The 23782-nt window shown below is 71.0% G+C and carries 20 protein-coding genes, 1 tRNA gene, 1 pseudogene and 1 riboswitch; of the genes and pseudogenes, 14 read left to right on the top strand and 8 right to left on the bottom strand.

Going from position 1 to position 23782, the window contains the following annotated elements:
• Positions 1 to 22 precede the first annotated feature (22 nt).
• Positions 23 to 466, top strand: a complete 444-nt coding sequence (locus HMPREF2833_RS11085) for a DUF4233 domain-containing protein (RefSeq protein ID WP_070638235.1) — start codon at positions 23 to 25, stop codon at positions 464 to 466.
• A 114-nt stretch (positions 467 to 580) separates the two neighbouring features.
• Positions 581 to 994 carry a nucleoside-diphosphate kinase gene (ndk, locus tag HMPREF2833_RS11080; RefSeq protein WP_012398194.1) on the top strand — a complete coding sequence of 138 codons (414 nt, stop codon included), beginning with the start codon at positions 581 to 583 and terminating at the stop codon, positions 992 to 994.
• A gap of 76 nt (positions 995 to 1070) precedes the next feature.
• Here ndk and HMPREF2833_RS11075 read toward each other — a convergent pair whose 3' ends face one another.
• The gene (locus HMPREF2833_RS11075; protein WP_246829135.1) at positions 1071 to 1739 is read right to left on the bottom strand and encodes a vitamin K epoxide reductase family protein; all 669 of its coding nucleotides are present in this window, start codon (positions 1737 to 1739) and stop codon (positions 1071 to 1073) included.
• Between the two features lie 440 nt (positions 1740 to 2179).
• Between HMPREF2833_RS11075 and HMPREF2833_RS11070 the strand changes: the two genes are divergently transcribed.
• From HMPREF2833_RS11070 to HMPREF2833_RS11015, 12 genes are all read left to right on the top strand, one after another.
• Positions 2180 to 5500 (top strand): Rne/Rng family ribonuclease, encoded by a 3321-nt coding sequence (locus tag HMPREF2833_RS11070; protein WP_070638230.1) that lies wholly within the window; start codon positions 2180 to 2182, stop codon positions 5498 to 5500.
• A gap of 91 nt (positions 5501 to 5591) precedes the next feature.
• Positions 5592 to 5685, top strand: a riboswitch (TPP riboswitch).
• Positions 5673 to 7361: a bifunctional hydroxymethylpyrimidine kinase/phosphomethylpyrimidine kinase gene (locus tag HMPREF2833_RS11065; protein WP_070638228.1), complete on the top strand. Its 1689-nt coding sequence runs from the start codon at positions 5673 to 5675 to the stop codon at positions 7359 to 7361. It overlaps the preceding riboswitch by 13 nt.
• Before the next feature lie 270 nt (positions 7362 to 7631).
• Positions 7632 to 7943: a 50S ribosomal protein L21 gene (rplU, locus tag HMPREF2833_RS11060; RefSeq protein WP_012398198.1), complete on the top strand. Its 312-nt coding sequence runs from the start codon at positions 7632 to 7634 to the stop codon at positions 7941 to 7943.
• Between the two features lie 44 nt (positions 7944 to 7987).
• The gene (rpmA, locus tag HMPREF2833_RS11055; protein ID WP_012398199.1) at positions 7988 to 8242 is read left to right on the top strand and encodes a 50S ribosomal protein L27; all 255 of its coding nucleotides are present in this window, start codon (positions 7988 to 7990) and stop codon (positions 8240 to 8242) included.
• A gap of 153 nt (positions 8243 to 8395) precedes the next feature.
• Entirely contained in the window at positions 8396 to 9991 is a 1596-nt protein-coding gene (obgE, locus tag HMPREF2833_RS11050) for a GTPase ObgE (protein ID WP_070638224.1), read from the top strand.
• Positions 9988 to 11250, top strand: coding sequence for a glutamate 5-kinase (proB, locus tag HMPREF2833_RS11045; RefSeq protein WP_180956158.1), 1263 nt, complete (start codon positions 9988 to 9990; stop codon positions 11248 to 11250). The genes obgE and proB overlap by 4 nt, the downstream gene beginning before the upstream one ends.
• 145 nt (positions 11251 to 11395) lie before the next feature.
• Positions 11396 to 12703, top strand: a complete 1308-nt coding sequence (locus tag HMPREF2833_RS11040) for a glutamate-5-semialdehyde dehydrogenase (RefSeq protein WP_070638221.1) — start codon at positions 11396 to 11398, stop codon at positions 12701 to 12703.
• A gap of 81 nt (positions 12704 to 12784) precedes the next feature.
• Complete coding sequence (locus HMPREF2833_RS11035) at positions 12785 to 13042, top strand: hypothetical protein (RefSeq protein ID WP_039101256.1); 258 nt, start codon at positions 12785 to 12787, stop codon at positions 13040 to 13042.
• A 16-nt stretch (positions 13043 to 13058) separates the two neighbouring features.
• Positions 13059 to 13862: a nicotinate-nucleotide adenylyltransferase gene (gene nadD, locus HMPREF2833_RS11030; protein ID WP_070638218.1), complete on the top strand. Its 804-nt coding sequence runs from the start codon at positions 13059 to 13061 to the stop codon at positions 13860 to 13862.
• Positions 13859 to 14827, top strand: coding sequence for a hypothetical protein (locus tag HMPREF2833_RS11025; RefSeq protein ID WP_070638215.1), 969 nt, complete (start codon positions 13859 to 13861; stop codon positions 14825 to 14827). The genes nadD and HMPREF2833_RS11025 overlap by 4 nt, the downstream gene beginning before the upstream one ends.
• A gap of 27 nt (positions 14828 to 14854) precedes the next feature.
• Positions 14855 to 15274 carry a ribosome silencing factor gene (gene rsfS, locus HMPREF2833_RS11020; protein ID WP_070638213.1) on the top strand — a complete coding sequence of 140 codons (420 nt, stop codon included), beginning with the start codon at positions 14855 to 14857 and terminating at the stop codon, positions 15272 to 15274.
• 161 nt (positions 15275 to 15435) lie between these two features.
• Positions 15436 to 15508, top strand: a tRNA-Ala gene (locus tag HMPREF2833_RS11015).
• Positions 15509 to 16307: 799 nt separating this feature from the next.
• Here HMPREF2833_RS11015 and HMPREF2833_RS12880 read toward each other — a convergent pair.
• The 7 genes and pseudogenes from HMPREF2833_RS12880 to HMPREF2833_RS10980 all read right to left on the bottom strand — a co-directional run.
• Positions 16308 to 17144 (bottom strand): annotated as a pseudogene (locus HMPREF2833_RS12880) (recombinase family protein); the annotation flags it as partial.
• Positions 17145 to 17562: 418 nt separating this feature from the next.
• Entirely contained in the window at positions 17563 to 18132 is a 570-nt protein-coding gene (locus HMPREF2833_RS11005) for a hypothetical protein (protein ID WP_070638210.1), read from the bottom strand.
• 15 nt (positions 18133 to 18147) lie between these two features.
• A complete protein-coding gene (locus HMPREF2833_RS11000) occupies positions 18148 to 18642 on the bottom strand; it encodes a single stranded DNA-binding domain-containing protein (protein WP_070638208.1) in 495 nt (164 codons plus the stop codon).
• A gap of 86 nt (positions 18643 to 18728) precedes the next feature.
• Positions 18729 to 20519: a type IV secretory system conjugative DNA transfer family protein gene (locus HMPREF2833_RS10995; protein WP_070638205.1), complete on the bottom strand. Its 1791-nt coding sequence runs from the start codon at positions 20517 to 20519 to the stop codon at positions 18729 to 18731.
• Positions 20516 to 21061 carry a hypothetical protein gene (locus HMPREF2833_RS10990; protein ID WP_070638203.1) on the bottom strand — a complete coding sequence of 182 codons (546 nt, stop codon included), beginning with the start codon at positions 21059 to 21061 and terminating at the stop codon, positions 20516 to 20518. The genes HMPREF2833_RS10995 and HMPREF2833_RS10990 overlap by 4 nt, the downstream gene beginning before the upstream one ends.
• Positions 21062 to 21095: 34 nt before the next feature.
• On the bottom strand, positions 21096 to 22571 hold the full coding sequence (locus tag HMPREF2833_RS10985; protein WP_070638200.1) for an ATP-binding protein: 1476 nt from the start codon (positions 22569 to 22571) through the stop codon (positions 21096 to 21098).
• Positions 22568 to 23743 carry a hypothetical protein gene (locus tag HMPREF2833_RS10980; RefSeq protein ID WP_070638197.1) on the bottom strand — a complete coding sequence of 392 codons (1176 nt, stop codon included), beginning with the start codon at positions 23741 to 23743 and terminating at the stop codon, positions 22568 to 22570. Before HMPREF2833_RS10980 ends, HMPREF2833_RS10985 begins: the two co-directional genes overlap by 4 nt.
• Positions 23744 to 23782: the final 39 nt, after the last annotated feature.

The raw sequence follows: 23782 nt of genomic DNA, 5'->3' as shown, positions 1-23782 counted from the left end.
CCGCACCCCTGGAAGGAGCCGCATGGCCCGCATGACCAAGGCCCAGCGCGAGTGGCGCCCCGGGCAGACCAAGAAGCCGCGGTCCGTCAAGACCATGTTCGCCTCGAGCGTGCTGAGCATCGAGGCGTTCATCGTGTTCTTCGCGGCCCTCACCGCCTTCGGGCTGCTGGCCCGGGACTGGAGCACCGCGCACAAGCTGTGGCTCATGGGCGGCGCGGCGGTGCTCGCGCTGCTGTTTGTCCTGCTGTGCGCGGTGCTGCGCAGGCCGTGGGGCTACGCGGCCGGATGGGTGCTGCAGCTCGTGCTGATCGCCACCGGTTTCCTGGTGCCCGCAATGTTCGTGATCGGGGCGCTGTGCGCGCTGGCGTGGTGGTACGCCGTGGTCAAGGGCGCACGCATGGACCGCGATAACGTGCAGCGCGCGGAGGAACAGCGCCGCTGGGAGGCGGAGCACCCCCTGCCGTGAGCGGGCGCGGCGCGCGGTCCGCACGCGCCCGCCGCGTTCGCTAGGCTCGACCCGGAACCCGGTGACCGGCCCTCGTACGGCCCGTCCACCCCACCTCTACCGCAAGGAGACCCCATGTCGCAGCGCACTCTCGTCCTCGTCAAACCGGACGGCGTCGAGCGCGGCCTGACCGGCCAGATCCTCGCCCGCATCGAGGCCAAGGGCTACACCCTGGCCGAGCTCAAGCTGGTGCACGCCACCCGGGAGATCCTGGAGCAGCACTACGCGGAGCACCAGGGCAAGCCGTTCTTCGAGCCGCTCGTGCAGTTCATGCTCTCGGGCCCGGTGGTCGCCGCGGTGGTCGAGGGCGACCGCGTGATCGAGGGCTTCCGCAGCCTCGCCGGGGCCACCGAGCCCACCACGGCCGCCCCGGGCACCATCCGCGGGGACCTGGGCCGGGACTGGGGCGAGAAGGTCCAGAAGAACCTCGTGCACGGCTCGGACTCTCCGGAGTCCGCCGAGCGCGAGATCGGCATCTGGTTCGCCTGAGCTACCGCACGACCACGGCGCGTGTCGAGCTCCCGGGCTCGGCACGCGCCGTTCTCGTGGTCCGGCAGGGCGGGTGTCAGGCGAAGATCACGGTGGAGAAGCGCACCGCGATCACACCGAAGACGACCACGAGCACCCCCGTGCCGAGCAGCCAGGCCCAGGCCGTGGAGCCTGCGCTCTCCCGGGCGGCACCGCCGAGCATTCCCGCGCGGCGCATCCGGGCGCTCGTGTGGGCGAGCAGGTAGGTCTGCGCGCACCACACGACCATGCAGTAGAGGCACAGGGCGTTGATCCGGAACGTGGTCTGCCACCACAGCCACAGGGTGAACACGGACCCCGCCGCGATTCCCGCCCACAGCAGCCACCAGAACCAGCGGGCGAAGCGCGCCCCCGCGAGCACGCCCACGGCCACCGCGAGCACCACGGCGTAGGCCACGATGCCGATCAGCGGGTTGGGGAAGCCGAACAGCTCCGCCTGGGGAGTGCGCATCACGGTCCCGCACGACAGCCACGCGTTGAGGTCGCAGCTCGCGCGGTGCCCGGCGTCCTGGAAGATGGCCAGCCGCTCCGCCACGAGCGTGGCCGATGCCGCGAAGCCCACGAGCGAGAGGACCACCGTCAGCACGGCCCACGTGCGGTCGGGGCGCGTCACGGGTGCCACGGCGGCGTCGGCAGCGGGGCGGTCGGAGGCCGTGGCGTGGCTGTCGGAGGGGGCGGCGGGGGAGGGTCGGGATGCAGAGCTCACGCGCCCGATCGTAGACCACGGGCATGGACGGGCGCGGTGCAGGGCGGATCGCGGGCACCCCGAGGTGGGCCGGGACGCGACCGGCCGGGCTGTGGCGTGGACCACCCGGATGTGCGGTAACAGGCGAGGACTGTGAGATACTGCCAGTGGTCGGCCCTCGCCCGCACGCGAGGACACCGACCCGGCAGGAGCACCGACCACCATCGGAGCGGACCCGCGGCTCTCACAGGATCGAGCGCGTCCGCACCGGTTCAAGTTCGCGGTCCCACGGACCCAGCGACTCGGGCATCCGCCGGCCCGCGGACGGCGCGCGTGACACATGCCGCGCCCGCGGGTACGACACCGACTTCCGGCGGCCGTGTGGAGAACACCGGCTCGACCGACCGAGCACACCTCGGGCCCGGGTGCGGACGGTGCCCCGAGCAGGAGCACAACTTCACATGGAACCTGAACAGGACACCTCCGCACTGACCCCCGGGTCCGCCACGGGTGAGGCCCCCACCGCGTCGCCGCAGGACGACGCCGCCGCGCAGCCCGCCGCCGCGCAGGGCACCGAGCCCGCCGCCCAGGACGTGCAGGACCCGCAGGGCACCCGCACCTCGCCCACCACGGACGGGGACGCACCGGCCGACACGGCCCACGCGTCGGACCCGGCCGCCACGAGCGGCGAGGCGGCGGCCCCGGACGCCGAGGCACCGCACGCCACCTCCGAGGAGGAGGCCACCGCGGCCCCGGTCGACGGCACGAGCGACGCCATCGCCATCGCGGCCGCCATCGATGCCGGAGAGCTCCCCACGGCGCCCGTCACGCCGCCGGAGGAGTCCACCACGGCACCGGACACCGGGGCCGCGGCCGCCGCGCAGTCAGCGGGCAGCAGCTCGGACGAGGACGCCGCCTCCTCGGCCCCCGAGCCGCAGGACGCCGCGTCCGAGGACGCCGCCGCCGCCGACAGCACCGACTCACCCGCCGCCGAGGACGCCCCGGCGGCGGAGGGCACCGAGCCCCCCACGCAGCAGGACTTCGGGGCCTTCGGCCCGGGCGCGTCCCTGCTGTTCCGGGCGCCGGACCCGGACGAGATCCGCCGTGCCGCCGAGGCCCAGAAGGCCCGGCTGCGCGAGGCCGCCCAGGAGCGGGAGGCCGCCCGCGGGGACCGCGACGAGGACGACGACGCGAGCGTGTCGAGCAAGCGGCGCCGACGGCGTCGTCGTGGTGACGAGGACATGGAGCTCGTGGACGACTCCGACGGCTCCGTGACCCGGGTGCGCGCCCCGCGCGGTGCGTCCGAGGGCACCAGCAGCGACGAGGTCACCGGGGTCAAGGGCTCCACGCGCCTCGAGGCCAAGCGCCAGCGCCGCCGCGAGTCCCGCCAGTTCGGCCGCCGCCGCCACGTGATCACCGAGGCCGAGTTCCTGGCCCGCCGCGAGTCCGTGGAGCGTAAGATGCTGGTCCGCCAGAAGGAGGACCGGATCCAGATCGGCGTGCTCGAGGACGGCATCCTCGCGGAGCACTTCGTCTCCCACACCACGCAGGACTCACTGATCGGCAACGTGTACGTGGGCAAGGTGCAGAACGTGCTGCCGTCCATGGAGGCCGCGTTCGTGGACATCGGCCGCGGGCGCAACGCCGTGCTCTACGCCGGCGAGGTGGACTGGGACGCCGCCGAGATGGGGCACAAGCCCCGCAAGATCGAGAACGCCCTGAAGTCCGGGGACACCGTGCTCGTGCAGGTCACCAAGGACCCTGTGGGCCACAAGGGCGCCCGGCTCACCAGCCAGGTCTCCCTGCCCGGGCGCTACCTCGTGTACGTGCCCGGCGGCTCCATGACCGGGATCTCCCGCAAGCTCCCGGACGTCGAGCGCCAGCGGCTCAAGAAGATCCTCAAGGACCGGCTGCCCGAGGGCGCGGGCGTGATCGTGCGCACCGCCGCCGAGGGGGCGTCCGAGACCGAGCTGACCAACGACATCAACCGGCTGCGCTCGCAGTGGGAGCAGATCCAGGAGAAGGCGGGCTCCACCAAGACCCTCGCCCCGGAGCTGCTCTACGCCGAGCCGGACCTCACCATCAAGACCGTCCGGGACGTGTTCAACGAGGACTTCACCGCCATGGTGGTCCAGGGCGAGCAGGCGTGGGACAACATCGAGGCCTACGTGACCTACGTGGCCCCGGACCTGCTGGACCGGCTGCAGCGCTGGACCGAGGACGAGGACCTCTTCGAGCACATGCGCGTGGAGGAGCAGATCCAGAAGGCGCTGGAGCGCAAGGTGTTCCTGCCCTCCGGCGGCTCGCTCGTGATCGACCGCACCGAGGCCATGACCGTGGTGGACGTCAACACGGGCAAGTTCACCGGTTCCGGCGGCAACCTCGAGGAGACCGTCACCAAGAACAACCTCGAGGCCGCCGAGGAGATCGTGCGCCAGCTGCGGCTGCGGGACATCGGCGGAATCATCGTGGTGGACTTCATCGACATGGTCCTGGAGTCCAACCGGGACCTCGTGCTGCGCCGGCTCGTGGAGTGCCTGGGCCGTGACCGCACCAAGCACCAGGTGGCGGAGGTGACCTCCCTGGGTCTCGTGCAGATGACGCGCAAGCGCATGGGCACCGGCCTGCTCGAGGTCTTCTCGGAGCCGTGCGAGGAGTGCGCGGGCCGCGGCGTCGTTGTCCACGACCACCCCCTCAAGGGTCGCTCCACGGCCACCGCGCCGGACCACCGCGGCGGCAACCGCAACGAGCGCAAGCGCTCGCGGCAGAAGCAGAACCAGCCGCAGGACAAGCCCCGGTCCAACAACCGGGGTGGCGCGGACGACCAGCAGCAGGCCCGGGACGAGGCCGCCCGCACGGCGTTCGCGAACATCGCGGCCGCCTCCTCCCACGAGGACGACGACGCCCAGGGCGCCTCCCGCGGCGGAGCCGAGCACAAGGACTCGACCGGCCAGCACGCGGAGCACGGGAACCAGGGCCCGGAGCAGGCGTCCGAGCACGGTTCGGCGGACTCCGAGAGCGGGCGGCGTCGGAAGAAGCGCCGCGGCAAGCGCAGCCGCGGTCGCGGGAACCAGGGCGAGGACACCGCCACCGAGAACGGTGGGAACGGTGCCTCCGAACCCCGCGGCGAGCACGCCGCGGGTGACGCCGGGTCCAGCCTGACGATCCACGGTGAGGTCATCGAGCTCCCCCAGGGGCAGAAGGACGAGCGCGCGGAGCAGGAGGCGCTCACCCTGGACTCGCTCTCCGCGGCCTTCTCGGCCGAGGACTCCGGCGAGGACGCGTCGCAGGACCGCACCGGGTCCGGTCGCGGCTCCGGACGGCGGGGCGGCGAGGGCTCGAAGGGCCGCGGGGGACGCTCCGCGGGCCAGCGCGGCCGGGGTCGCGGCAACGGCGCCGCGTCGTCCGACGCCGAGCAGACCCGGTCCGAGCAGCCCGAGGGCTCCGCGCCGGAGCGGGACGCCCAGAAGCAGTCGCCGTCCGAGGGCGGGGCTGGACAGTCGGACCCGTCCCGGCGCGCCACGACGGCACAGCCCGCCGCGTCCACCACGGACGCCGCTCCTGCCAGGCGCCGCCGCGGTTCCCGCCGCGCCGTGGCTCCCACGGCCGCACCGGGTGCCGGAAGCGTGGAGACCCGTGAGTACGACGCCGCCGAGCGCTCGGCCACGCGGTTCACCGCCGCGGCCGCGCCCGTGGGCTCGGCCTCCTCGGACGGCCAGCCCACCATCGTGGGTGTGGGCGTGAGCGCCCGGGACATCACGATGACCCCCAAGGGGGACTGACGCCCCCCGCGGCCCTCCTGGGAGGGCCGCGGGGGACCACCCACCACAGGAGCGCTCGGACTCGTCCGGGCGCTCCTGTGGCATGATCGGGACCACGTGCACGGGGTGCCGCACGGCGGCTGAGAACACACCCGTAGAACCTGATCTAGCTCGTACTAGCGAAGGGAATGTCGTGAACCCCACGCCTTCTGTCCCCGCCCCCCGCGTCCTCTCGATCGCCGGCACCGACCCCACGGGTGGTGCCGGGCACGCCGCGGACCTGAAGTCCATCGCCGCCATGGGCGGCTTCGGGCTGAGCGTGGTCACTGCGGTGGTCGCGCAGAACACGCAGGGCGTGGTGGCGGTCCACACCCCACCCGTGTCCGTGCTGCAGGCGCAGCTGGACGCCGTGGCGCAGGACGTGGAGCTGGATGCCGTGAAGGTCGGGATGCTCGGCTCGGTGGACGTCATCGAGACGGTGGGGGCGTGGCTCGCGGCCCACCGTGCGCCCGTGGTCGTGATCGACCCCGTCATGGTGGCCACCGCCGGGGGGCGTCTGCTCGCATCCGACGCCGAGGACGCGCTGCGCGGCATCCTGCACCACGCGGACCTGATCACCCCCAACCTGCCCGAGCTCGCCGTGCTCGCGGAGCGGCCCGTGGCCACCACGTGGGACGAGGCGCTCGAGCAGGGCCGGGCCGTGGCGGAGACCTTCGGCACGCGCGTGCTGGTCAAGGGCGGGCACCTGAGCGGGGAGTCCACCCCGGACGCCCTCGTGGTCCCGGGCCAGACCGAGCCCGTGGCCCAGTACTCGGGGACGAGAGTGGCTACGCGCAACACCCACGGGACCGGGTGCTCGCTGTCGTCCGCGGTGGCCACGGTCGTGGCGCGCACGGGGGACTGGGCACAGGGGATCGACACCGCCCGCCGCTGGCTTCGCGGTGCGCTGCGCGCTGCGGACTCCCTGCACGTGGGCCACGGCAACGGCCCGGTCCACCACTTCCACCACGTCCAGGACCTCGTCACGGACCCCGCCTTCGTGGCGGCGGCGTGCGGGGAGGACGACGACGCCGCTCCCGCTGTCTCCCCGGCAGACGGCGCTGTCCACACTGCCTCCCCGGCACAGAGGGCCGTGGCGGCCGGGCACGCACTGCAGGCCGCGGCGGGGGACGTGTCCGCGCGTGGTGACGCGGCGGCGTCGTGCGGGGGCACCGAGGATCCCGGCACACGCTTCACCGACGAGCTCTGGGAGGCGAGCGCGCCGATCCGCGAGCAGATCGCGGTCCTGCCCTTCGTGGTGGGGCTGGGGGACGGCACGCTGGAGCGGGACGAGTTCGAGCGCTACCTGGACCAGGACATGCAGTACCTGGACGCCTACTCGCGGGCCCTCGCGCTGCTCGCGGCGGCGGCCCCCGAGGAGAGCACCCGGGAGTTCTTCGCCAGGGCGGCGGCCGCTGTGGTCACGGGGGAGTCCGCACTGCACCGCGCGCGGCTGGACGGGCGCGCCCCGCAACAGCCCTCCGGGACCACGAGCGCGTACGCGGACTTCCTGCTCGCCCGCACGGGGCAGGACGGGTTCGCGGTGGGTGCCGCCGCGGTCCTGCCGTGCTACTGGCTCTACGCGCACGTGGGGGCGGAGCTCACGGAGCGGGCGCGCCGCACGGGGCTGCAGGGGCACCCGTTCGCGGACTGGCTCGAGACCTACGACGACCCGCAGTTCCACGCCGCCACGGAGGTGGCCCGTGCCGCCGTGGACCGCGCCGCCGAGCAGGCGGACACCGCCACGCGCGAGGCCATGCGCCGCGCGTTCCTGCGCGCGTGCCACCTGGAGCTCGAGTTCTTCGCACAGACCTCGGCTGCCACCGCACGCCAGGAGGGCTGATCCCGCACGGCGGAGAGCCCGCGAGTGGCGTGACTTCCGGGGATCGGGTAGTCTGGACTGTCGGTGCCGGACACCGGTGTGCGCATAGTGGTTTTCATGCGCCCGGACACGGCACACTCGGGTGAACTTCCTGTTCTCGGTGCGACAGCCACGCAGAGAGCGGGTCGGTCACAGACCACCGCGGCGTGATGTCTCGACATTCGCAGTCCGGCAGGAGCCCACCCGACCTTTACACGCAGTCCATAGATGTCGAGAGAAGTGAGTTCCCAAGTGGTGTACGCGATTGTCCGCGCAGGCGGCCGCCAGGAGAAGGTTTCCGTTGGAGACCTCGTGACCCTTGACCGCGTCGCCGGCGAGGCAGGCAGCACCGTAGAGCTTCCTGCGCTGCTGCTGGTCGATGGGGACAAGGTCACCTCCGACTCCAAGACCCTGGCCGACGTCAAGGTCACGGCCGAGATCATCGAGGACCTGCGCGGTCCCAAGATCTCGATCATGAAGTACAAGAACAAGACCGGCTACAAGAAGCGCCAGGGCTTCCGGGCTGAGCTGACCACGGTCAAGATCACCGGCATCGACGCCTGATTTCCCGGTCCCCCATACATTTCCAACGAAGGTAGGCACACACCATGGCACACAAGAAGGGTGCGAGCTCCACTCGCAACGGCCGTGACTCCAACGCCCAGTACCTGGGTGTCAAGCGCTTCGGCGGCCAGTCCGTCAACGCCGGCGAGATCATCGTCCGCCAGCGTGGAACCCACTTCCACCCGGGTCTGAACATGGGCCGCGGCAAGGACGACACCCTGTTCGCCCTGGCCGCCGGTGTCGTCGAGTTCGGCACCCGTCGTGGCCGCCGCGTGGTCAACATCCAGACCGCCGAGTAGTCAGTTCTTCCGGACCCCAGGGTCCACCCGCCGTCACCGCAGCGTGACGGCGACCACTGGAGGGTGGGCGCGTCACGCGCTCACCCTCTAGTCTTTTCAGGACAGCCCCGTCTCCCTGCCCCGCGCGGGGGACCCCAGAATCCGAGGAGCCACGTGGCCAGTTTTGTTGATCGAGTCATCGTCCACGCCACGGGCGGCAACGGCGGCCACGGTTGCGTCTCCGTCAAGCGCGAGAAGTTCAAGCCGCTCGGTGGCCCGGACGGCGGCAACGGCGGGGACGGCGGCTCCGTGATCCTGCGGGTGGACGGGCAGTCCACCACCCTGCTGGGCTTCCACCACGCCCCGCACCAGAAGGCCCCCAACGGGGAGCCCGGCAAGGGAGACATGCGCCACGGCTTCAAGGGCCAGGATCTCGTGCTCTCCGTGCCGGACGGCACCGTGGTCAAGGACCGCGAGGGCAATGTGCTCGCGGACCTGCTGGGTGAGGGCAGCGAGTACGTGCTGGCCTCCGGCGGCATGGGCGGGCGTGGCAACGCGGCGCTCGCGTCCCCCAAGCGCAAGGCTCCCGGTTTCGCGCTGCTCGGCACCCCGGGTGAGGAGCAGGAGGTGGAGCTGGAGCTGAAGTCCATTGCGGACATCGCGCTCGTGGGCTTCCCCTCCGCCGGCAAGTCCAGCCTGATCGCCGCGATGAGTGCCGCGCGGCCCAAGATCGCCGACTACCCCTTCACCACGCTGGTCCCCAACCTGGGTGTGGTCCAGGCCGGCGACACGCGCTTCACCGTGGCGGACGTTCCCGGTCTGATCCCGGGCGCGTCCGAGGGCAAGGGACTCGGCCTGGAGTTCCTGCGCCACGTGGAGCGCTGCGCCGCCCTGGTGCACGTGATCGACTGCGCCACCCTGGAACCGGGCCGCGACCCGATGAGCGACCTCGACGCGCTGGAGGCGGAGCTCGCCCACTACGCGCAGGACATCGAGGACGACGACCCGTCCACCATTCCTCTCACGGAGCGGCCCCGCCTGGTGGTGCTCAACAAGGTGGACGTGCCCGAGGCCCGGGAGCTCGCTGACTTCGTGCGCACCGAGCTCGAGGAGCGCGGCTACCCGGTGTTCGAGATCTCCACGGCCTCCCACGAGGGGCTGCGGGAGCTGAGCTTCGCCATGGCTCGCCTGGTCTCCGAGGCACGGGCCCAGGAGGAGGAGCGCGAGGAGCGACGCCGCACCGTGCCGGTGCTGCAGCCCGAGCCCGCGCGGCGGCGTCGTGGCAAGGACCGCCACGAGTTCGTGATCACCCGCGAGGACCGCGCCGAGGAGCCGCTGTACCACGTGCGGGGCGAGAAGCCCGAGCGCTGGGTGCTGCAGACGGACTTCAACAACGACGAGGCCGTGGGCTACCTCGCGGACCGCTTCGCCAAGCTGGGCATCGAGGACGAGCTGTTCCGGATCGGTGCCAAGCCGGGCAACGCCGTGCTGATCGGACCCGAGGAGAACGGCGTGGTCTTCGACTGGGAGCCCACCATGGTGGGCGGCGCCGAGCTGCTGGGCGGACCCCGCGGTTCGGACCTGCGCCTCGAGGAGACCTCCCGACCCACCCGCCGCGAGAAGCGGGAACAGTTCTACGACCGCATGGACGCGAAGTCCGAGGCCCGCGCGGAGCTCGAGCAGGAGCGCCGCGCCGGGATCTGGACCGAGTCCGTGGACGCACGAGATCGCCGCCGCACGTCCGAGACGAAGGAGACGAACGAGAAGTGACCCACCACGAGAAGACCCCCACCGAGACCATCGACGTCTCCGCCGTGGAGCAGCAGGCCTCGAAGTCCGCGATCCAGCTCAGCACTGAGAGCCGCGGCAAGAACCGGCGCTCGGCCATCGAGAGCCGCGAGGAGCTGCCCAAGGCGCGGCGCGTGGTCGTGAAGGTGGGCTCCTCGTCCCTGACCTCCATCGAGAACTCGATCGACGAGAACGCGCTGCGCTCCATCGTGGACGCCCTCGGGCGCATCAAGGCCCAGGGCGTGGAGGTGGTGTTCGTGTCCTCGGGCGCGATCACCGCCGGGCTCCAGCCCCTGGGGCTGTCCAGGCGGCCCAAGGACCTCGCGACCAAGCAGGCCGCGGCGTCGGTGGGTCAAGGTCTGCTCATCTCCCGCTACACCGAGCACTTCGCGCGCTACGACGTCACGGTGGGGCAGGTGCTCGTGACCGCCGAGGACCTCATGCGCCACTCGCAGTACAAGAACGCGCACCGCCAGATCGAGCGGCTGCTGGACCTGGGGATCCTGCCGATCGTCAACGAGAACGACGCCGTGGCCACCCACGAGATCAAGTTCGGCGACAACGACCGGATCGCGGCACTCGTGGCGCACCTGATCAAGGCCGACGCGCTGCTGCTGCTCTCGGACGTGGACGCGCTCTACACCCGCCCGCCCAAGGACGGCGGCGAGCGCATCCCCACCGTCACGGACCCCATCGCGGACCTCGAGGGCGTGGAGATCGGCACCGTGGGCCGCGCCGGAGTGGGCTCCGGCGGGATGGTGACCAAGGTGCAGGCCGCGCGCATCGCGGCGGCGTCGGGCATCCCGGCGCTCGTGACCTCCGCGGCGAACATCGAGAGCGCGCTGGCCGGGGACGACGTGGGCACGTGGTTCGCCACCACTGGCGGGCGGCGCAACGTGCGCCTTCTGTGGCTCGCGCACCTCGCGGACATCAAGGGCACCCTCACCCTGGACGACGGCGCCGTGGAGGCCATCCGAGGCCGGCGCTCCCTGCTCGCGGCGGGGGTCACCGCGGTGGAGGGCACCTTCAGCGCGGGAGACCCCGTGTCCATGGTGGACTCGACCGGCACCGAGGTGGGCCACGGGCTCGTGAACTACGGCTCGGACGAGATCCCCGGGATGCTCGGCAAGCGCACCTACGAGCTGGGGGAGGAGTTCGGGGAGGACTACGCGCGCGAGCTCGTGCACGTGGACAACCTCGTGAACCTGCGCCCCCGCTCGGCCCGCACCAAGCTCACGTGAGCGCCCCGGGCTGACACCGGAGACCCGCGGCGGCAGAGCGAGGGGCACTGTCCTGCCCGGGCCCGCCGTCCGCTTCCGGACACCGCAGCCGCCGGAGCCGTACGACACCGACCGCACCGCCCGCCACACACCCGCAGGAGGAACCATGGCCGAGAACACGTCCGTACTGACCGCCCAGGAGACGTTCGGGGACGATCCCGTCACCGGGGTGGGCCTGATGGCCGACGACGCCCGCGTGGCCGCGCGCACGCTCGCCAGGGCACCGCGTGCCTGGAAGGACCGGGCGCTGCACCTCATGGCGGACCGCATCGAGTCGCGCCGCGACGTGATCCTCGAGGCCAACGCCCGGGACCTGGAGCGCGGTCGCGAGGCCGGCACCTCCGCGGCGCTGCTGGACCGCCTCAAGCTGGACGCCGCGCGCATCACGGGACTCGCGGACGCGCTGCGCGAGCTGGCCGCGCTGCCGGACCCGGTGGGCTCCGTGGTGCGTGGTCAGACCCTCGCGAACGGGCTGCGGATGCGCCAGGTGCGCGTGCCCATGGGCGTGGTGGGTGTGATCTACGAGGCCCGCCCCAACGTGACCGTGGACATCGCCGGGATCGCCGTGAAGTCCGGCAACGCCGTGCTGCTGCGGGGCGGCTCTGCGGCGTTCGACTCCAACCGGGCCCTCGTGGGTGTCCTGCGGGACGCCCTCGCGGACGCCAAGCTGCCCGTGGACTGCGTCCAGACCGTGGACGACTACGGCCGGGACGGCGCCAACGCCCTGATGGGTGCCCGCGACAAGGTGGACGTGCTCATCCCGCGCGGCGGGCGCGGCCTGATCCAGTCCGTGGTCACGAACGCCACGGTGCCCGTGATCGAGACCGGCGAGGGCAACGTGCACGTGCTCGTGGACGCCTCCGCTGCCGCGGAGACGGCCACCCGGCTGGTGGTCAACTCCAAGACCCACCGCACCTCCACGTGCAACTCCGCGGAGACCCTCCTGCTTCACGCGGACGCGCAGGAGACCGGCAAGGAGGTCCTCGCCGCACTCGACAAGGCCGGCGTGACCCTGCACGTGGACGACCGCGCCGCCGCGCTGCTGCCCCCGGGCTCGGACCACCTCAAGGCCACGGACGAGGACTGGGCCACCGAGTACCTGGACATGGACATGGCGGTGAAGGTGGTGGACTCGTTGGACGCGGCAATCGAGCACATCCGCCGCTACTCCACGGGCCACACCGAGGCGATCATCACCAACGACCTCGCCAACGCCGAGCGGTTCACCGCCGAGGTGGACTCCGCCGCGGTCATGGTCAACGCGTCCACGCGGTTCACGGACGGCGGCCAGCTGGGACTCGGTGCGGAGATCGGGATCTCCACGCAGAAGATGCACGCGCGCGGCCCCATGGGCCTGGAGGAGCTGACCACCACCAAGTGGGTGGTCCAGGGTGACGGTCACGTGCGCCCCTGAGACGTACCATGGAACGGACGTGGCGCGACAGACGTCCGCCGCACCACACCACCGGCGCCGCCGGTCCGAGAAGGGAAACGCATGAGCTCGCTGCACCTGCTGTCCAACGCCACCCTCGTGGCCTCCGAGGGAGCCCACCACGTGAACGAGGAGCTGCTCTCCATGGCGCCGGTGTTCGGCATCGTGGCGTTCGTGCTCTTCGTGGTGAGCCTGCTGGCCGCCATGTCCTTCTCCTCCCGCGGCAAGGCCCCCGTGGTCGGGGAGTACCACGATCCCTCGCAGCTGCCCGCGGACGAGCAGGCCATGCTCGACAGCGTGCACGCCGCACCGCGCCACTGACACCGGACCGCCTGGAGTGAATCCCACGAGTGCCCCGGTGGTCACGGCCGAGACGGAGCTGACCATTCCCCCGCGCATCCCGGGCAGGACCCGGCTGGGGGTCATGGGCGGCACGTTCGACCCCATCCACCACGGGCACCTCGTGGCCGCCTCGGAGGTCGCGGCGGTCTTCGACCTGGACGAGGTCGTCTTCGTGCCCACGGGTGAGCCGTGGCAGAAGGCGGGGCAGGACGTCACGGACGCCGAGCACCGCTACCTCATGACGGTGGTGGCCACGGCGTCGAACCCCCGCTTCACCGTGTCCCGCGTGGACGTGGACCGTCACGGGCCCACGTACACGATCGACACGCTGCGGGACCTGCACGCGCAGCGCCCGGACGCCGAGCTGTTCTTCATCACGGGCGCGGACGCCATGGCGGAGATCCTCACGTGGAAGGGCGCCGAGGAGCTGTGGCGCCTGGCCCGGTTCGTGGGCGTGACCCGCCCCGGGCACGTGCTCTCCGCCCCCGTGGGATCGGAGAGCGTGTCCCTGCTGAACGTCCCGGCCATGGCGATCTCCTCCACGGACTGCCGCGCCCGGGTGGCCACGGGCAAGCCGGTCTGGTACCTCGTGCCGGACGGCGTGGTGCAGTACATCAACAAGTACGGTCTCTACTGCAGCGGGACCGCTCCCAGCAGCACGTCCGGCCACGCGCCGGCGTCGGACGCGGGCCCCGTCGCGGACACGAGTCCCTGCGGGGCGCCCGACGCCGCCCCGTCCCGTTCCGCCCCCACGGATCCGCCCGGGCCGTCACGCCCGGGCCAGAGGAGCCCCTCGTGAGCACACCCCCCGACAAGCACGACGACGAGTCCCCCGAGTCCCCCGAGTGCCCCTGGGCCTCCCACCCGGCCACGGGTGAGCACGAGCGGCTCTCGCCGCCCGCGCCCATGATCGAGCTGGACACGCCGCCGCAGGAGAACGCCGTCAAGCCCCTCGGGCCCCGCCGGCTCGCGCGGCTGCAGCGTGAGATGGCCGAGCACGCGCGGCAGCTGCAGGAGATGCCGGCGCAGAACGGGGGCGAGCAGGTGGACGACGCCCTGCTCGCGAAGCAGCATCGGCTCGCCGAGCTGGCCCTGCGTGCAGCCGCGGCTAACGAGCAGGACCGGCGGGACGCCGACCGCGCGGCCGCAGCTCAGTCCACCACGCCGGGGGAGACGAACCCCGGGGGTGGGACACCCGGGCGGGGAGCCGCTCCTGCCGCGTCGGAGCCGGCCGGCAGCGAGTACTTCACCATCACGTTCCCGGGTGCGGCGCAGGCCACGGCCGGCGGGATGGATCTGGGATCGCGCGTGGCGGATCCCGCCTCCCTGCCCGCCTCCGCGGTGCACTACGGTCCGGTGACCACGCAGATCCCTGCGATCCCGTCTCCGCCGCCCGCCGAGGAGCCCACCACCGGTGCGCAGCGGACCTCGGACGGCACCGCCCGGTCCGACCACGACCACGACCGCGGGACTCCGGCGGAGCACGGCAGCCCCGAGGAGGGGCTCCGCGACGGCGATCGCGTCGACCAGGACACGGAGGCGGCCGGCGACGAGCACGCTCCCTCGGCATCGTCGGAGTCCGCCGACCGCGCTGCGGACGACCCGGCTCCCGCCGGGCCGGTGCGCGCCGTGGACGCCGAGGGTCTCGAGCTGCTCGAACCCAAGGAGTACACCCGGGGCACCGCGGCGCCCAAGGTGCTGATCACCCTGCTGCTCGTGGTGCTCGCCGCCCTGGCGGTCGTCCTCGTCATGTTCATCCTCTAGAACCACCAGAAAGGACAGCACACTCCTGTGACTGCCACCACCGAATCCACCGCCCTCGTGCGCGCCGCCGCCGCGGCCGCGGACCAGAAGAAGGCCGAGAACATCGTGGCCTTCGACGTGTCCGAGAGCCTGGCCATCACGGACGTCTTCATGGTCGCGTCCGCACCCAACGAGCGCCAGGTCTCCGCCGTGGTGGACGCCGTGGAGGAGGCGCTGATCGAGCGCTTCGACCGCCGCCCCCTGCGCCGCGAGGGCAAGGGCGAGGGCCGCTGGGTGCTGCTCGACTTCGGCGACGCCGTGATCCACGTGCTCCACGACGAGGACCGGGCGTTCTACGCGCTCGAGCGCCTCTGGGGGGACAGCCCCGCCATCGACGTGCAGCTGCCGGAGGCACCCGCCGGTGCCACTCCGGGCGCCGGCGACAACACCGCCACGCGGGTCGGCTGAGCCGCCTCCCACTGATTTGCGCGTGCCCTCGCATCCTGTCTAGGATGGTCGAGTAGTTGACGGGGAAACCGGAAACGCAGACGCCGCCGCACGGTGGCCCGGAGGAAGAATCCGGGTGAACGGGCAGTGATGGAAGCGTGGTAAAGTTTCGCCGGAAGCACGGGGCTATGGCGCAGCTGGTAGCGCACCTGCATGGCATGCAGGGGGTCAGGGGTTCGAGTCCCCTTAGCTCCACGTAATCGGAAACGTTCGAACCCTGCCCCGCGTGATCGCGGGGCAGGGTTTGTTCGTTGTGGGGGCTGGGATCGCTGGCGAGGATCGTGGCGATGGCCTGCTTGGGTGTGATGGTCGCGGTGTCGTCGTCTTCGAGGGTGATGCGGTCGAACAGGGCCTGGTTGAGCATCCGTCGTTCGGCTGGTTCGGCCTTGGCGTAGAGGTCTCCGAGGTCGGTGAGGATGGACAGGATCGTGTCGAGTCCGACCTTGGCTTTGTCGTAGGTTGTCGCCAGTTCGTCGAGCCGGGTGGTGATGGCGTGCAGGCTGGCGCGGATGCGGTCTTGCTCGGTCTTGAGCAGGTCGATGGTGATCGCGTCGGCGTAGTGAGCTTGCAGGAGCTTGACCTGTTCGGCTTCGAGCTTGGTCTTCTGGGTGGTGAGGCTGGCGCGTTCGTCGCTGGACGATGCGGCAAGGGCGTCGAACACCTGCCACAGGACGTCTTTGATCCGGGCTGCGTCGTCGTCGGTGATGCTGATGCGCTGGTAGGCGGCTTCGATCCGGTCTTCGACGTGGCAGGCCAGGAGCGAGGTGCGGCGGCAATCGTTCTTCTTGAGCCGGCGTCCGGTGCAGGTGAAGTAGTCGTAGGTGACGCCCTGGTGGTTGCGGGGGCGTTCGAACATGAGCCGTTTCCCGCAGGCGCAGTAGATCGTGCCTTTGAGGTAGTGGTCGTACTTCTGCGGCTTGTCGCCGACCAGGTGGTTCTGTCGCAGGATTGCCTGCACCTGCTCGAACGTCTCCGGGGTCACGAGCGGCTCATGTGTGCCGGGGTAGGTGACGTCTCGGAAGGTGACGATGCCCTGGTAGTACGGGTTGGTGAGGATCTTGTGCAGCAGTTTCGTCGTGACCGGCCGGGCGGGGAACGTCGGCGTGGGCCGGGTGGCGAGGCCTCGGGTTTCCAGCTCTGTCGCCAGCGTCGCGAGGGAGTAGTTGCCGGTCGCATACCCGGTGAACGCGTAGCGGATCAGGTCGGCTCGGTCGGGGTCGGTCTCGATGGTGCGGACCTCGTGCCCGAGCCCGTCGGTCGTGCGCACGTTGAGGTATCCGATGGGTGCCTTGTGCGGGGTGCCGCCGATCGTCGCTTTCTGCACGAGGCCCTTGGTGACTTCCTGGGCGAGGTTCAGGGAGTAGAACTCCGCGATCGAGGCCATGATGCCGTGCATGAGCATCCCGGAGGGGGACTCGTCGATGTTCTCGGTGACGGACACGAGCGTGACACCGGCTTGGCGGAGCGTGGCGTGGATGATCGCGTCATCGAGCCGGTTGCGTGCGATCCGGTCGACCTTGTTGATGATGCAGTACCGGACCGGGTTGTGCGCGAGGTAGTCCAGCATCTTCTGCAGCGCTTTGCGCTGCGCGGTCTTCGCGGACTCGCCTGGTTCGATGAACTCCTTGACGATGACCGCGCCGAGCTGATCGGCCTTCCGCGCTGCGGCCTCGCGCTGCGCGGGGATGGACAGGCCTTCTTCGAGCCCGTTGCGGGTGGCCTGGTCCTTGGTGGAGACCCGCAGGTAGGAGATCGCGGGGACCTTGCCGTCGGTCAGCGGCACGTCGGTCGTCTGGGCGAGCTGCCCGGCGAGAGAACGCAGGGCCTGCATGTCCAGGCCGGTAGGGAGGTTGAGGAGCGTCATGATCGTGACTGCCTTTCGGGCTCTCACTCACCCCGAGAGGATCGGGATGAGTGTGCGGGCGCCGTAGGGCTGTCACAAGAACGGGTGGGAAGGCCTGCCGAACCGCGAAGGGTTCGGGCGACGGGTGGGGTCGAACCGGTAGCGCCCGTGATGGGCGTACAAGTTGATTCTACCGGTCGGCGTTCAGCAGGTGCCGGAGGGAAGTGCCGGCGCGGCCGGCCGGGGTGCTCGTGTCGGCGTGGCGCAGGGCGACGCGGATGAGGACTTCGGCGACCTTCTCAGCGTCGATGCGGTCCCGGTCGGTGAACACGACCCGCAGGTTACGGTCGGCTGCCGGGCGTTGGGTCTTGCGTTGATAGTTGCGCACCATGATCATCACTACCGGTCACTGCTCGCGGTCGGGGTGGTGCTCGTCGAGCTGGGCGTAGAAGGCGTCTTCGGCCGCTTGCCGGCGGGCGACTTGCTCGATCACGAACGCGACGAAGTCGGCGCGCCGGTCGATGATCGGCGTCTCATCGACCGATGGTGCCGGAGGTTCGCCGGGCCATGCGGTCTGCCTGCTGGGCCGGTCGCGGTCGAGGCGGGTGCCGGCGGTGGCGACCCAGTCCCGCAGACGGTCTCGGGTCGCGGCGAAGTCGCGGTGCCAGCCGTGCGGGGCGGAGGCATCCTGGTCTGGGTCGTAGGCGGCGAGCCAGTGCAGATGCAGCGCGGACAGCTCCCATTGCAGCTCGGGGTGGCGGTGCCAGTACGGCGGGATCACCGATGCCGGGAGGGCGTAGGTGTGGCGCAGCCATTCGACCCACCGGTTCAGGGCGAGCCATTCCTGTTCCAGGTCGTGCGCGAGTAGCAGGTTCCAGTTCACCGGCCGCAACTGCTCAGGCACATCATCTCCCCGCCCGGCGGGGTCGAACCCGTCCGCATCCGGGCTCGGCCAGTCATCGTCGTGGGATGCCATGTCGTTCACCAGCCCTCACAGCGTCCGGGCGGCACGGTCGCGGCTCGGCTGCTCGACGGCGGGACCATTGAACCCGGCTGAGCGGTTCTGCTCGGCCTGGTTGGCGAGCTGCGATATACGGCGGGGCGTGTCTATCTCGTAGTTCATCCGGGCGATGTCGTGACCGAACCGGTTCGCGATGAACTCGACCTCTTCGACTCCCGTGGCCGGGTTGGTGTTCGGCTTGTCGTGGCCCAGCCCCATGAACCAGTCCAGCTTCGCGAGCTTCTGACTGCCGTGGATCGCGGCGCCCTTGAACGCGACGACATCATGGAACGTCGTCGGCAGCTTGGTCCGTGACCCATCGGGTCCGTACCGGTAGTGCTCCTGCCCGGCCTTGAAGTACAGGCGCGGCTTCCCGTCGTGATAGGTCAGCTTCGGGTCGGAGGCGACGAACCCGTAGAACGCCTTCTCCATCTCCGGTGCCGGCGCCCCCTGGTCCGCTGTCTGGTGCTGTGGCTGCGTGCTCATGGTTCCTGCTCCCTTGGTGCCGGGGCCGCTTCAGACGTGCGGCCGCTGTGGCAGGCAGGTGCACGACGACACCCAGCAGCCGGGCACTACTCCCTGCCCGGTGCGGGGCGTTCCAGGAGGCGTTCGATCTCGGTCCGGTCGCTGGTGAGCTGGGCGGCGTCTGTGCGGGATGGCCAGGTTTGGAGGTCGGTGACGATCGGTGGTGCGGCGCGCAGCAGGACGATGGCGGTGCCGAAGGGGAGGCGGCGGATGCGGTCGGGTGGGAAGATCGCGATCCGGCGGACGGAGCGCTGGCTGGAGCGGGAGCCGTGGTCGCCGAGAGTCACGGTGTCGGTGAGGTCGTCACGTTCCCCGATCAGCGTGGACAGATCCTGCAAGTCCTTCGAGTTCGAGGCTCCGCCGAGGATGATCTTCACGATCGAGGCGTCCCAGATCGCGCCGGCCTGGTTCTCCGACCACTTGTCGCGGGCTTGGGCGAGGGACTGCAGCACCGGCATGGTCGTGATCCCGGTGCCGCCGCCTTCGGCCATCAACGTCGGCAGCGACGGGAGCGGGGCGAGGTTCCCGATCTCATCCAGCGCGAGCAGCAGCGGCGGGTCCAGCCGCGCGCCAGGCGACCGGGCCGCGAGTCGCCGGGCCGTCTCGACGAGGTCTTCGACGAGCGCGGCAACGAGCGCGGCGGATGCGCCGGCCCCGGCACCAGTCGCCAGGAGGTAGAGCGTGCCGCGGTTCCGGATGAACGACTCCGGATCGAACCCCTCACCCTCGGACGGGGACACGGCGTCGAGCACCCGCGGATCAGCGAGCGCGTTGAGTGCGAGGCTGACGCCTTGCCAGATGGAGTCGCGGGTACGGGGGTCGGCGTCGAGCATCGATTCCAACGAGTCCGCCCACCCGGTCGCGGCGTTGGGGTTGCTGGTGAGGATCGCGACGGCCTCGTGGGCGGCGGTCGGGTCGAGGGTCCACCGGAACAGCTCGGCGGGTGTCCGGTGGTCAAGCGCGGCCGCATGGAGCAGTGCTTGGACTGCGACTCTCGTTTTGCCTTCCCAGAATCCGCCGGATTCGACCCCGCCCGCGGACAAACCGGTCGCGGAGGCGAGGCCGGTGGCGCGGATCATCGCCGTCAACGGGTCCTCACACCCGCGCACGGGCGACCAGCGCATCCCCGCCGGGACGCCTTCGGCGAGATGCTGGGGGTCGAACACGGCGACCGGGCCGATCTTCTCCCTCGCGCGGAGGGTGGCGGTGAGGTTGTCCGGTCGGGTGGAGGTGGTGACGACGGCGCCGGGGGCGTCGAGGATCGCGGGGATCACGACGTGCAGGCCTTTCCCGGAGCGGGGTGGGCCGATCAGCAGCAGCGAGTCTTCGACCGACGCCCACACCGACCGGCCTTCCGAGGTTCCGAGCCGGTACCCGACATCCGCTGCGGCTGGATGTTCTAGGGACGGCCGTAGGCTGCCGGCTCGGCGGAGCAGCGCGGTTTCGGAGGCGGTGGTGTGCACGTCGTGACGAGTTGCGACGCCGGCCGCGTTCCTCGGGTCGAGCTCCACGGCGCGGGTGTGCCGGCGCAGCCGCATCCACACCCACCCGACTCCGGCACCCAGCACGCCAAGGAGCAGGGCGGTGACGATCCAGTAGACGACCGGGTTCAGTCCCGGCGCATCGAGCGCTCCGGCAGGGTCGCCGGGACGGAACAGGACAGCGACCCCGGCGCCCGGTCCGGAGGTGGGTTGGGTCGTGCCGGTGAGGAACGCGGTGACCGAGCCGGCGGCGCGGAGGATGAGGGCGAGGCCGAACAGGGCGACCAGGCCGATCATCAGGGTGTTGGTCAGCTCGTCGCCGAAGCTGCCGGCCTGCCGGCCCTGCGGACTGCTCACGCCAGGCTCCTCGTGACGACCCGGCCGGAGACATGCCCGACCAGCAGTACCGTGCCGTCCGCGCCGGCGGTGAGCTGGTTGGTGTCGAGCAGGGCGCGGGCGGTGCCGTCCGGGGCGGCGTCGGTGCGAGTGAGGATCAGCGCGCAGGAGATGTCCTCACCGGGCACGAACCCGTCCCCGGTGATCTCCACCAGCACCGGCTCGGCCCGTCTGCGCCGGGCTGCCCGCGACTCCACCACCGGCTCTGACACTTCCGGCTGAGGTGCGGGGCGGCGAGGTCGGGCGGCGAGAACCTCGGTGAAGGTGCTCCCGTCGACCTCGTGCACCTCGACCCGGATCGCCCGGGTCCGGTCGCAGCTGGCGTGGTCGATGATCTGCGGGAACGACGCCCGCGTCCACGCCGCCTCACCCTCACCCGGCCCGGGCTCGTACTCGACGCCGTCGATGGTCGCGGTCATCGTCCCGTCCAAGGAGACGGTGAGCACGACCAGCGGCAGATCGACGGGAGACGAATCGGATTCGGGGACGCTGTGCTTGTTCATACCCCGCAGGTGCGCCCACACCCCACCGAGCGGCTCAGCCCATGCGGGCGGTGGTGTCGAACAGTTCCAGCTCAGCAGGGTGCAGCTGGTGCTGGACGACGAACGCGCGTTCCTTGATCCGCCACAGCGCCTGCCCCGTCCCAAGCGTCGGGAGCAGGGACCGTTCGGTGCTGGTGAGGCCGAGGGATTTGGCGGTGGTGCCGAGCTGGTCGGATTCCTGCCGCAGGATGATCCTGGTCTCCGCGTTCGCGAGCAGCGAGTTCGCCAGCGCGCGCATGGCGGAGCCCTCATCGCCGACGTTTTCCATGTCGGAGAGTTTGTGGAAGATGAGGGCGTTACTGATGCCGTAGGCGCGGGCGAGCCGCCAGTGCGCATCCATCCGCTTCAGCAGTGCCGGTTGGGACATGAGTCGCCAGGCCTCGTCGTAGATGCACCACCGCTGCCCGCCCGCCGGGTCCAGGAGCGCTGCTTCCATCCACGCGCTGGAGCAGGTCATCAGCACCGAGATCAGCGTGGAGTTCTCGGTCACCCGGGACAGGTCGAGCGACACCATCGGCAGGGTCGGGTCGAACTGCTCGGTCGAGGGCCCGTCGAACAGGCCGGACAGGTCACCGCCGACGAGGCGGCGCAACGCGTGCCCGACCATCCGCCCATCCTCTGCCAATCGGCCGTCGGGATCGTCTGAGGGGTTGAGGAGGTGGTCGACGATCATTGGCAGGATCGGCACGGTGTTCTCTCGTACCGTCGCCGACAGGGCGGTGTCGATCGCGGTGTGCTCCAACGGGCTCATCGGCCGGGTCAGCACGGTTTCGGTGAGGGCGCCGATGAGGTCGCGCCGTCGGGAGGCGACCATGGAGGCCCACTCGGCATCCGACAGCCCGGAGGGCCGGTAGCCCTCATCGAGCGGGTTCAGGCGGGTGCGCAGCCCGTGGCCGAGGACGATCGCTCGCCCGCCGACGGCTTCGGCGACCGCGGTGTGTTCGCCTTTCGGGTCGCCGGGGACGTAGACGCGGCGTCCGAACGGCAACGACCTCGTATAGAGACTCTTGATGAGGGAGGATTTGCCGGAGCCGACGATGCCGGCGATGACGAGGTTCGGGGCGGTGATCATGCCCCGCTGGTACAGCACCCACGGGTCGTACACGAACGAGCCGCCGGAGTAGAGGTCTTGCCCGACGAACGCGCCGTGGGCGCCGAGGCCGCCCTCGGCGAGGAACGGGTACTGCGCCCCGAGCGTGGCGGAGGTGTCCTGATGCCGCGGCACCCGGAACCGGCCCGGCGACCGCAGCGCCGCCGGCCCTACTTCACCTGCCGCCGGGAGGTACTGCTGCGCACGCCGTTCGGCACGCTCAGCTTCGGCTTTCGCTTTCGCTGCAGCCATCTCGCGTTGGCGGCGGTTGGCCTGCAGCTTCGCGGCGGTCCGGCGGCGCTGCTTGCGCAGGCGCCGGCGTTCCGCGGCGGGGGCGACGAGGACGGAGGTGTGCAGGGTCTCCCGCTCGGTCCGGGTCACCGTCCCAGCCCCCGCTCCCGCTTGACCGCCTCGACACCGGGATGGGCGAACCACGATGCCCCACCCGACCGGCCGGATTCCTTCCGATCCCGAGACGGCGTCGCCGTGCCGGGTGATGAGTTGGACACCAGCAGCTCCGGGCCGTTGCGTCCTGCACCCCGTGACGGCCGGGCAGGGGCGTCGTGACGGTACAGGGCGAACTCGCGGCGGGCGGTGTCGATGGCGAGCGCGTACTTCCCGGATTCGAGCATCTGGACGCCGGGGGCGGTCGGAAGCGCATCGAGTATCGGCCCGTCATCGCCGTGGTCCCACTGGGCGAGGTGGTCGATCGCATCGACATGCCCGAGCGTAGTCAGGATGCCGAACACCCGATCCGCCGCCGCACCGGTCGCCCGCGTGACCTCCACCCACCGCGCCGGCACACCCGCACTGCTGGTGGAGGCATCGTTGTCGAGTGGGCCGATGCCGCTGGCTGCGGCCGATGCCGGCACCGGGCTGGTGTCGAACCGGTCCTCAGCGGGGATGGTGTGCTGCCGGTACAGAGCGACGTGCCCCATCTGCGGGTTGTAGACCATCCGGTACCCGTCGCTGGAGGCTTCTCGATCCAGCGGGCCGGTCGGAAGTTCGTCGAGGTCGTAGACGTGCCCGTTCTCGAGCGCCGCCCCGGTGGTCTCCTCACCGTAGTCCCACCCCTGCAAGTGTGTGAGTGCGGCGTCGATACCGTCACGGTCGATGAGATCGAGCACCTGGTCGGCGTCCTCGCCTTGGAGGAACACCACCGAAATCCAGCGCCGGCCGGTATCCACCTGCGCTCCGTCAACGCTCGGGACAGGCCAGGCGATCCGGCCGGCAAGCGCGGAGGCGGCGTTGATCCGGTCCTGCACCACCTCCAGCGCGGTAGCGGCTTCATGGAGCTTGTCAGCGGTGTCGAGCGCGGTCGACGCCCCGAGGAGCACGTTGCCGTTGTCATCGGATGCGCGGGTGTGATGGGTGATATGCGCGTTCGCGAGCTGGTCGAGCACCTGCTGCAGCGACCGGACCCCGGAGATGAGGTCCCCGATCACCGGGTACAAGTCTTCGGGATGCTCGAAGCTGCGGGTCGCGTGCGCGAGCCCCCGCAACGCTTCGGACGCCTCTGCGGCGTCAGCGGCGGGATAGTAGAACGTGGGCATGATGCTCCTCCTGGTTGCGGTGTGCCCAGGAGGTGCGCT

The sequence above is a fragment of the Kocuria sp. HMSC066H03 genome (genome assembly GCF_001812045.1).
Lineage (GTDB): Bacteria > Actinomycetota > Actinomycetes > Actinomycetales > Micrococcaceae > Kocuria > Kocuria rhizophila.
This window is presented reverse-complemented; position numbering and strand designations above follow the sequence as displayed.

Excerpts from the sequence above, each read along its gene's own strand:
- rpmA (WP_012398199.1), top strand. The coding sequence starts at position 7,988 with ATGGCACACAAGAAGGGTGCGAGCTCCACTCGCAACGGCCGTGACTCC.
- HMPREF2833_RS11005 (WP_070638210.1), bottom strand. The coding sequence starts at position 18,132 with ATGGCATCCCACGACGATGACTGGCCGAGCCCGGATGCGGACGGGTTC.
- HMPREF2833_RS10980 (WP_070638197.1), bottom strand. The coding sequence starts at position 23,743 with ATGCCCACGTTCTACTATCCCGCCGCTGACGCCGCAGAGGCGTCCGAA.
- HMPREF2833_RS11035 (WP_039101256.1), top strand. The coding sequence starts at position 12,785 with ATGAGCTCGCTGCACCTGCTGTCCAACGCCACCCTCGTGGCCTCCGAG.
- HMPREF2833_RS10990 (WP_070638203.1), bottom strand. The coding sequence starts at position 21,061 with ATGAACAAGCACAGCGTCCCCGAATCCGATTCGTCTCCCGTCGATCTG.
- ndk (WP_012398194.1), top strand. The coding sequence starts at position 581 with ATGTCGCAGCGCACTCTCGTCCTCGTCAAACCGGACGGCGTCGAGCGC.
- HMPREF2833_RS11040 (WP_070638221.1), top strand. The coding sequence starts at position 11,396 with ATGGCCGAGAACACGTCCGTACTGACCGCCCAGGAGACGTTCGGGGAC.
- HMPREF2833_RS11000 (WP_070638208.1), bottom strand. The coding sequence starts at position 18,642 with ATGAGCACGCAGCCACAGCACCAGACAGCGGACCAGGGGGCGCCGGCA.
- HMPREF2833_RS11070 (WP_070638230.1), top strand. The coding sequence starts at position 2,180 with ATGGAACCTGAACAGGACACCTCCGCACTGACCCCCGGGTCCGCCACG.
- HMPREF2833_RS11085 (WP_070638235.1), top strand. The coding sequence starts at position 23 with ATGGCCCGCATGACCAAGGCCCAGCGCGAGTGGCGCCCCGGGCAGACC.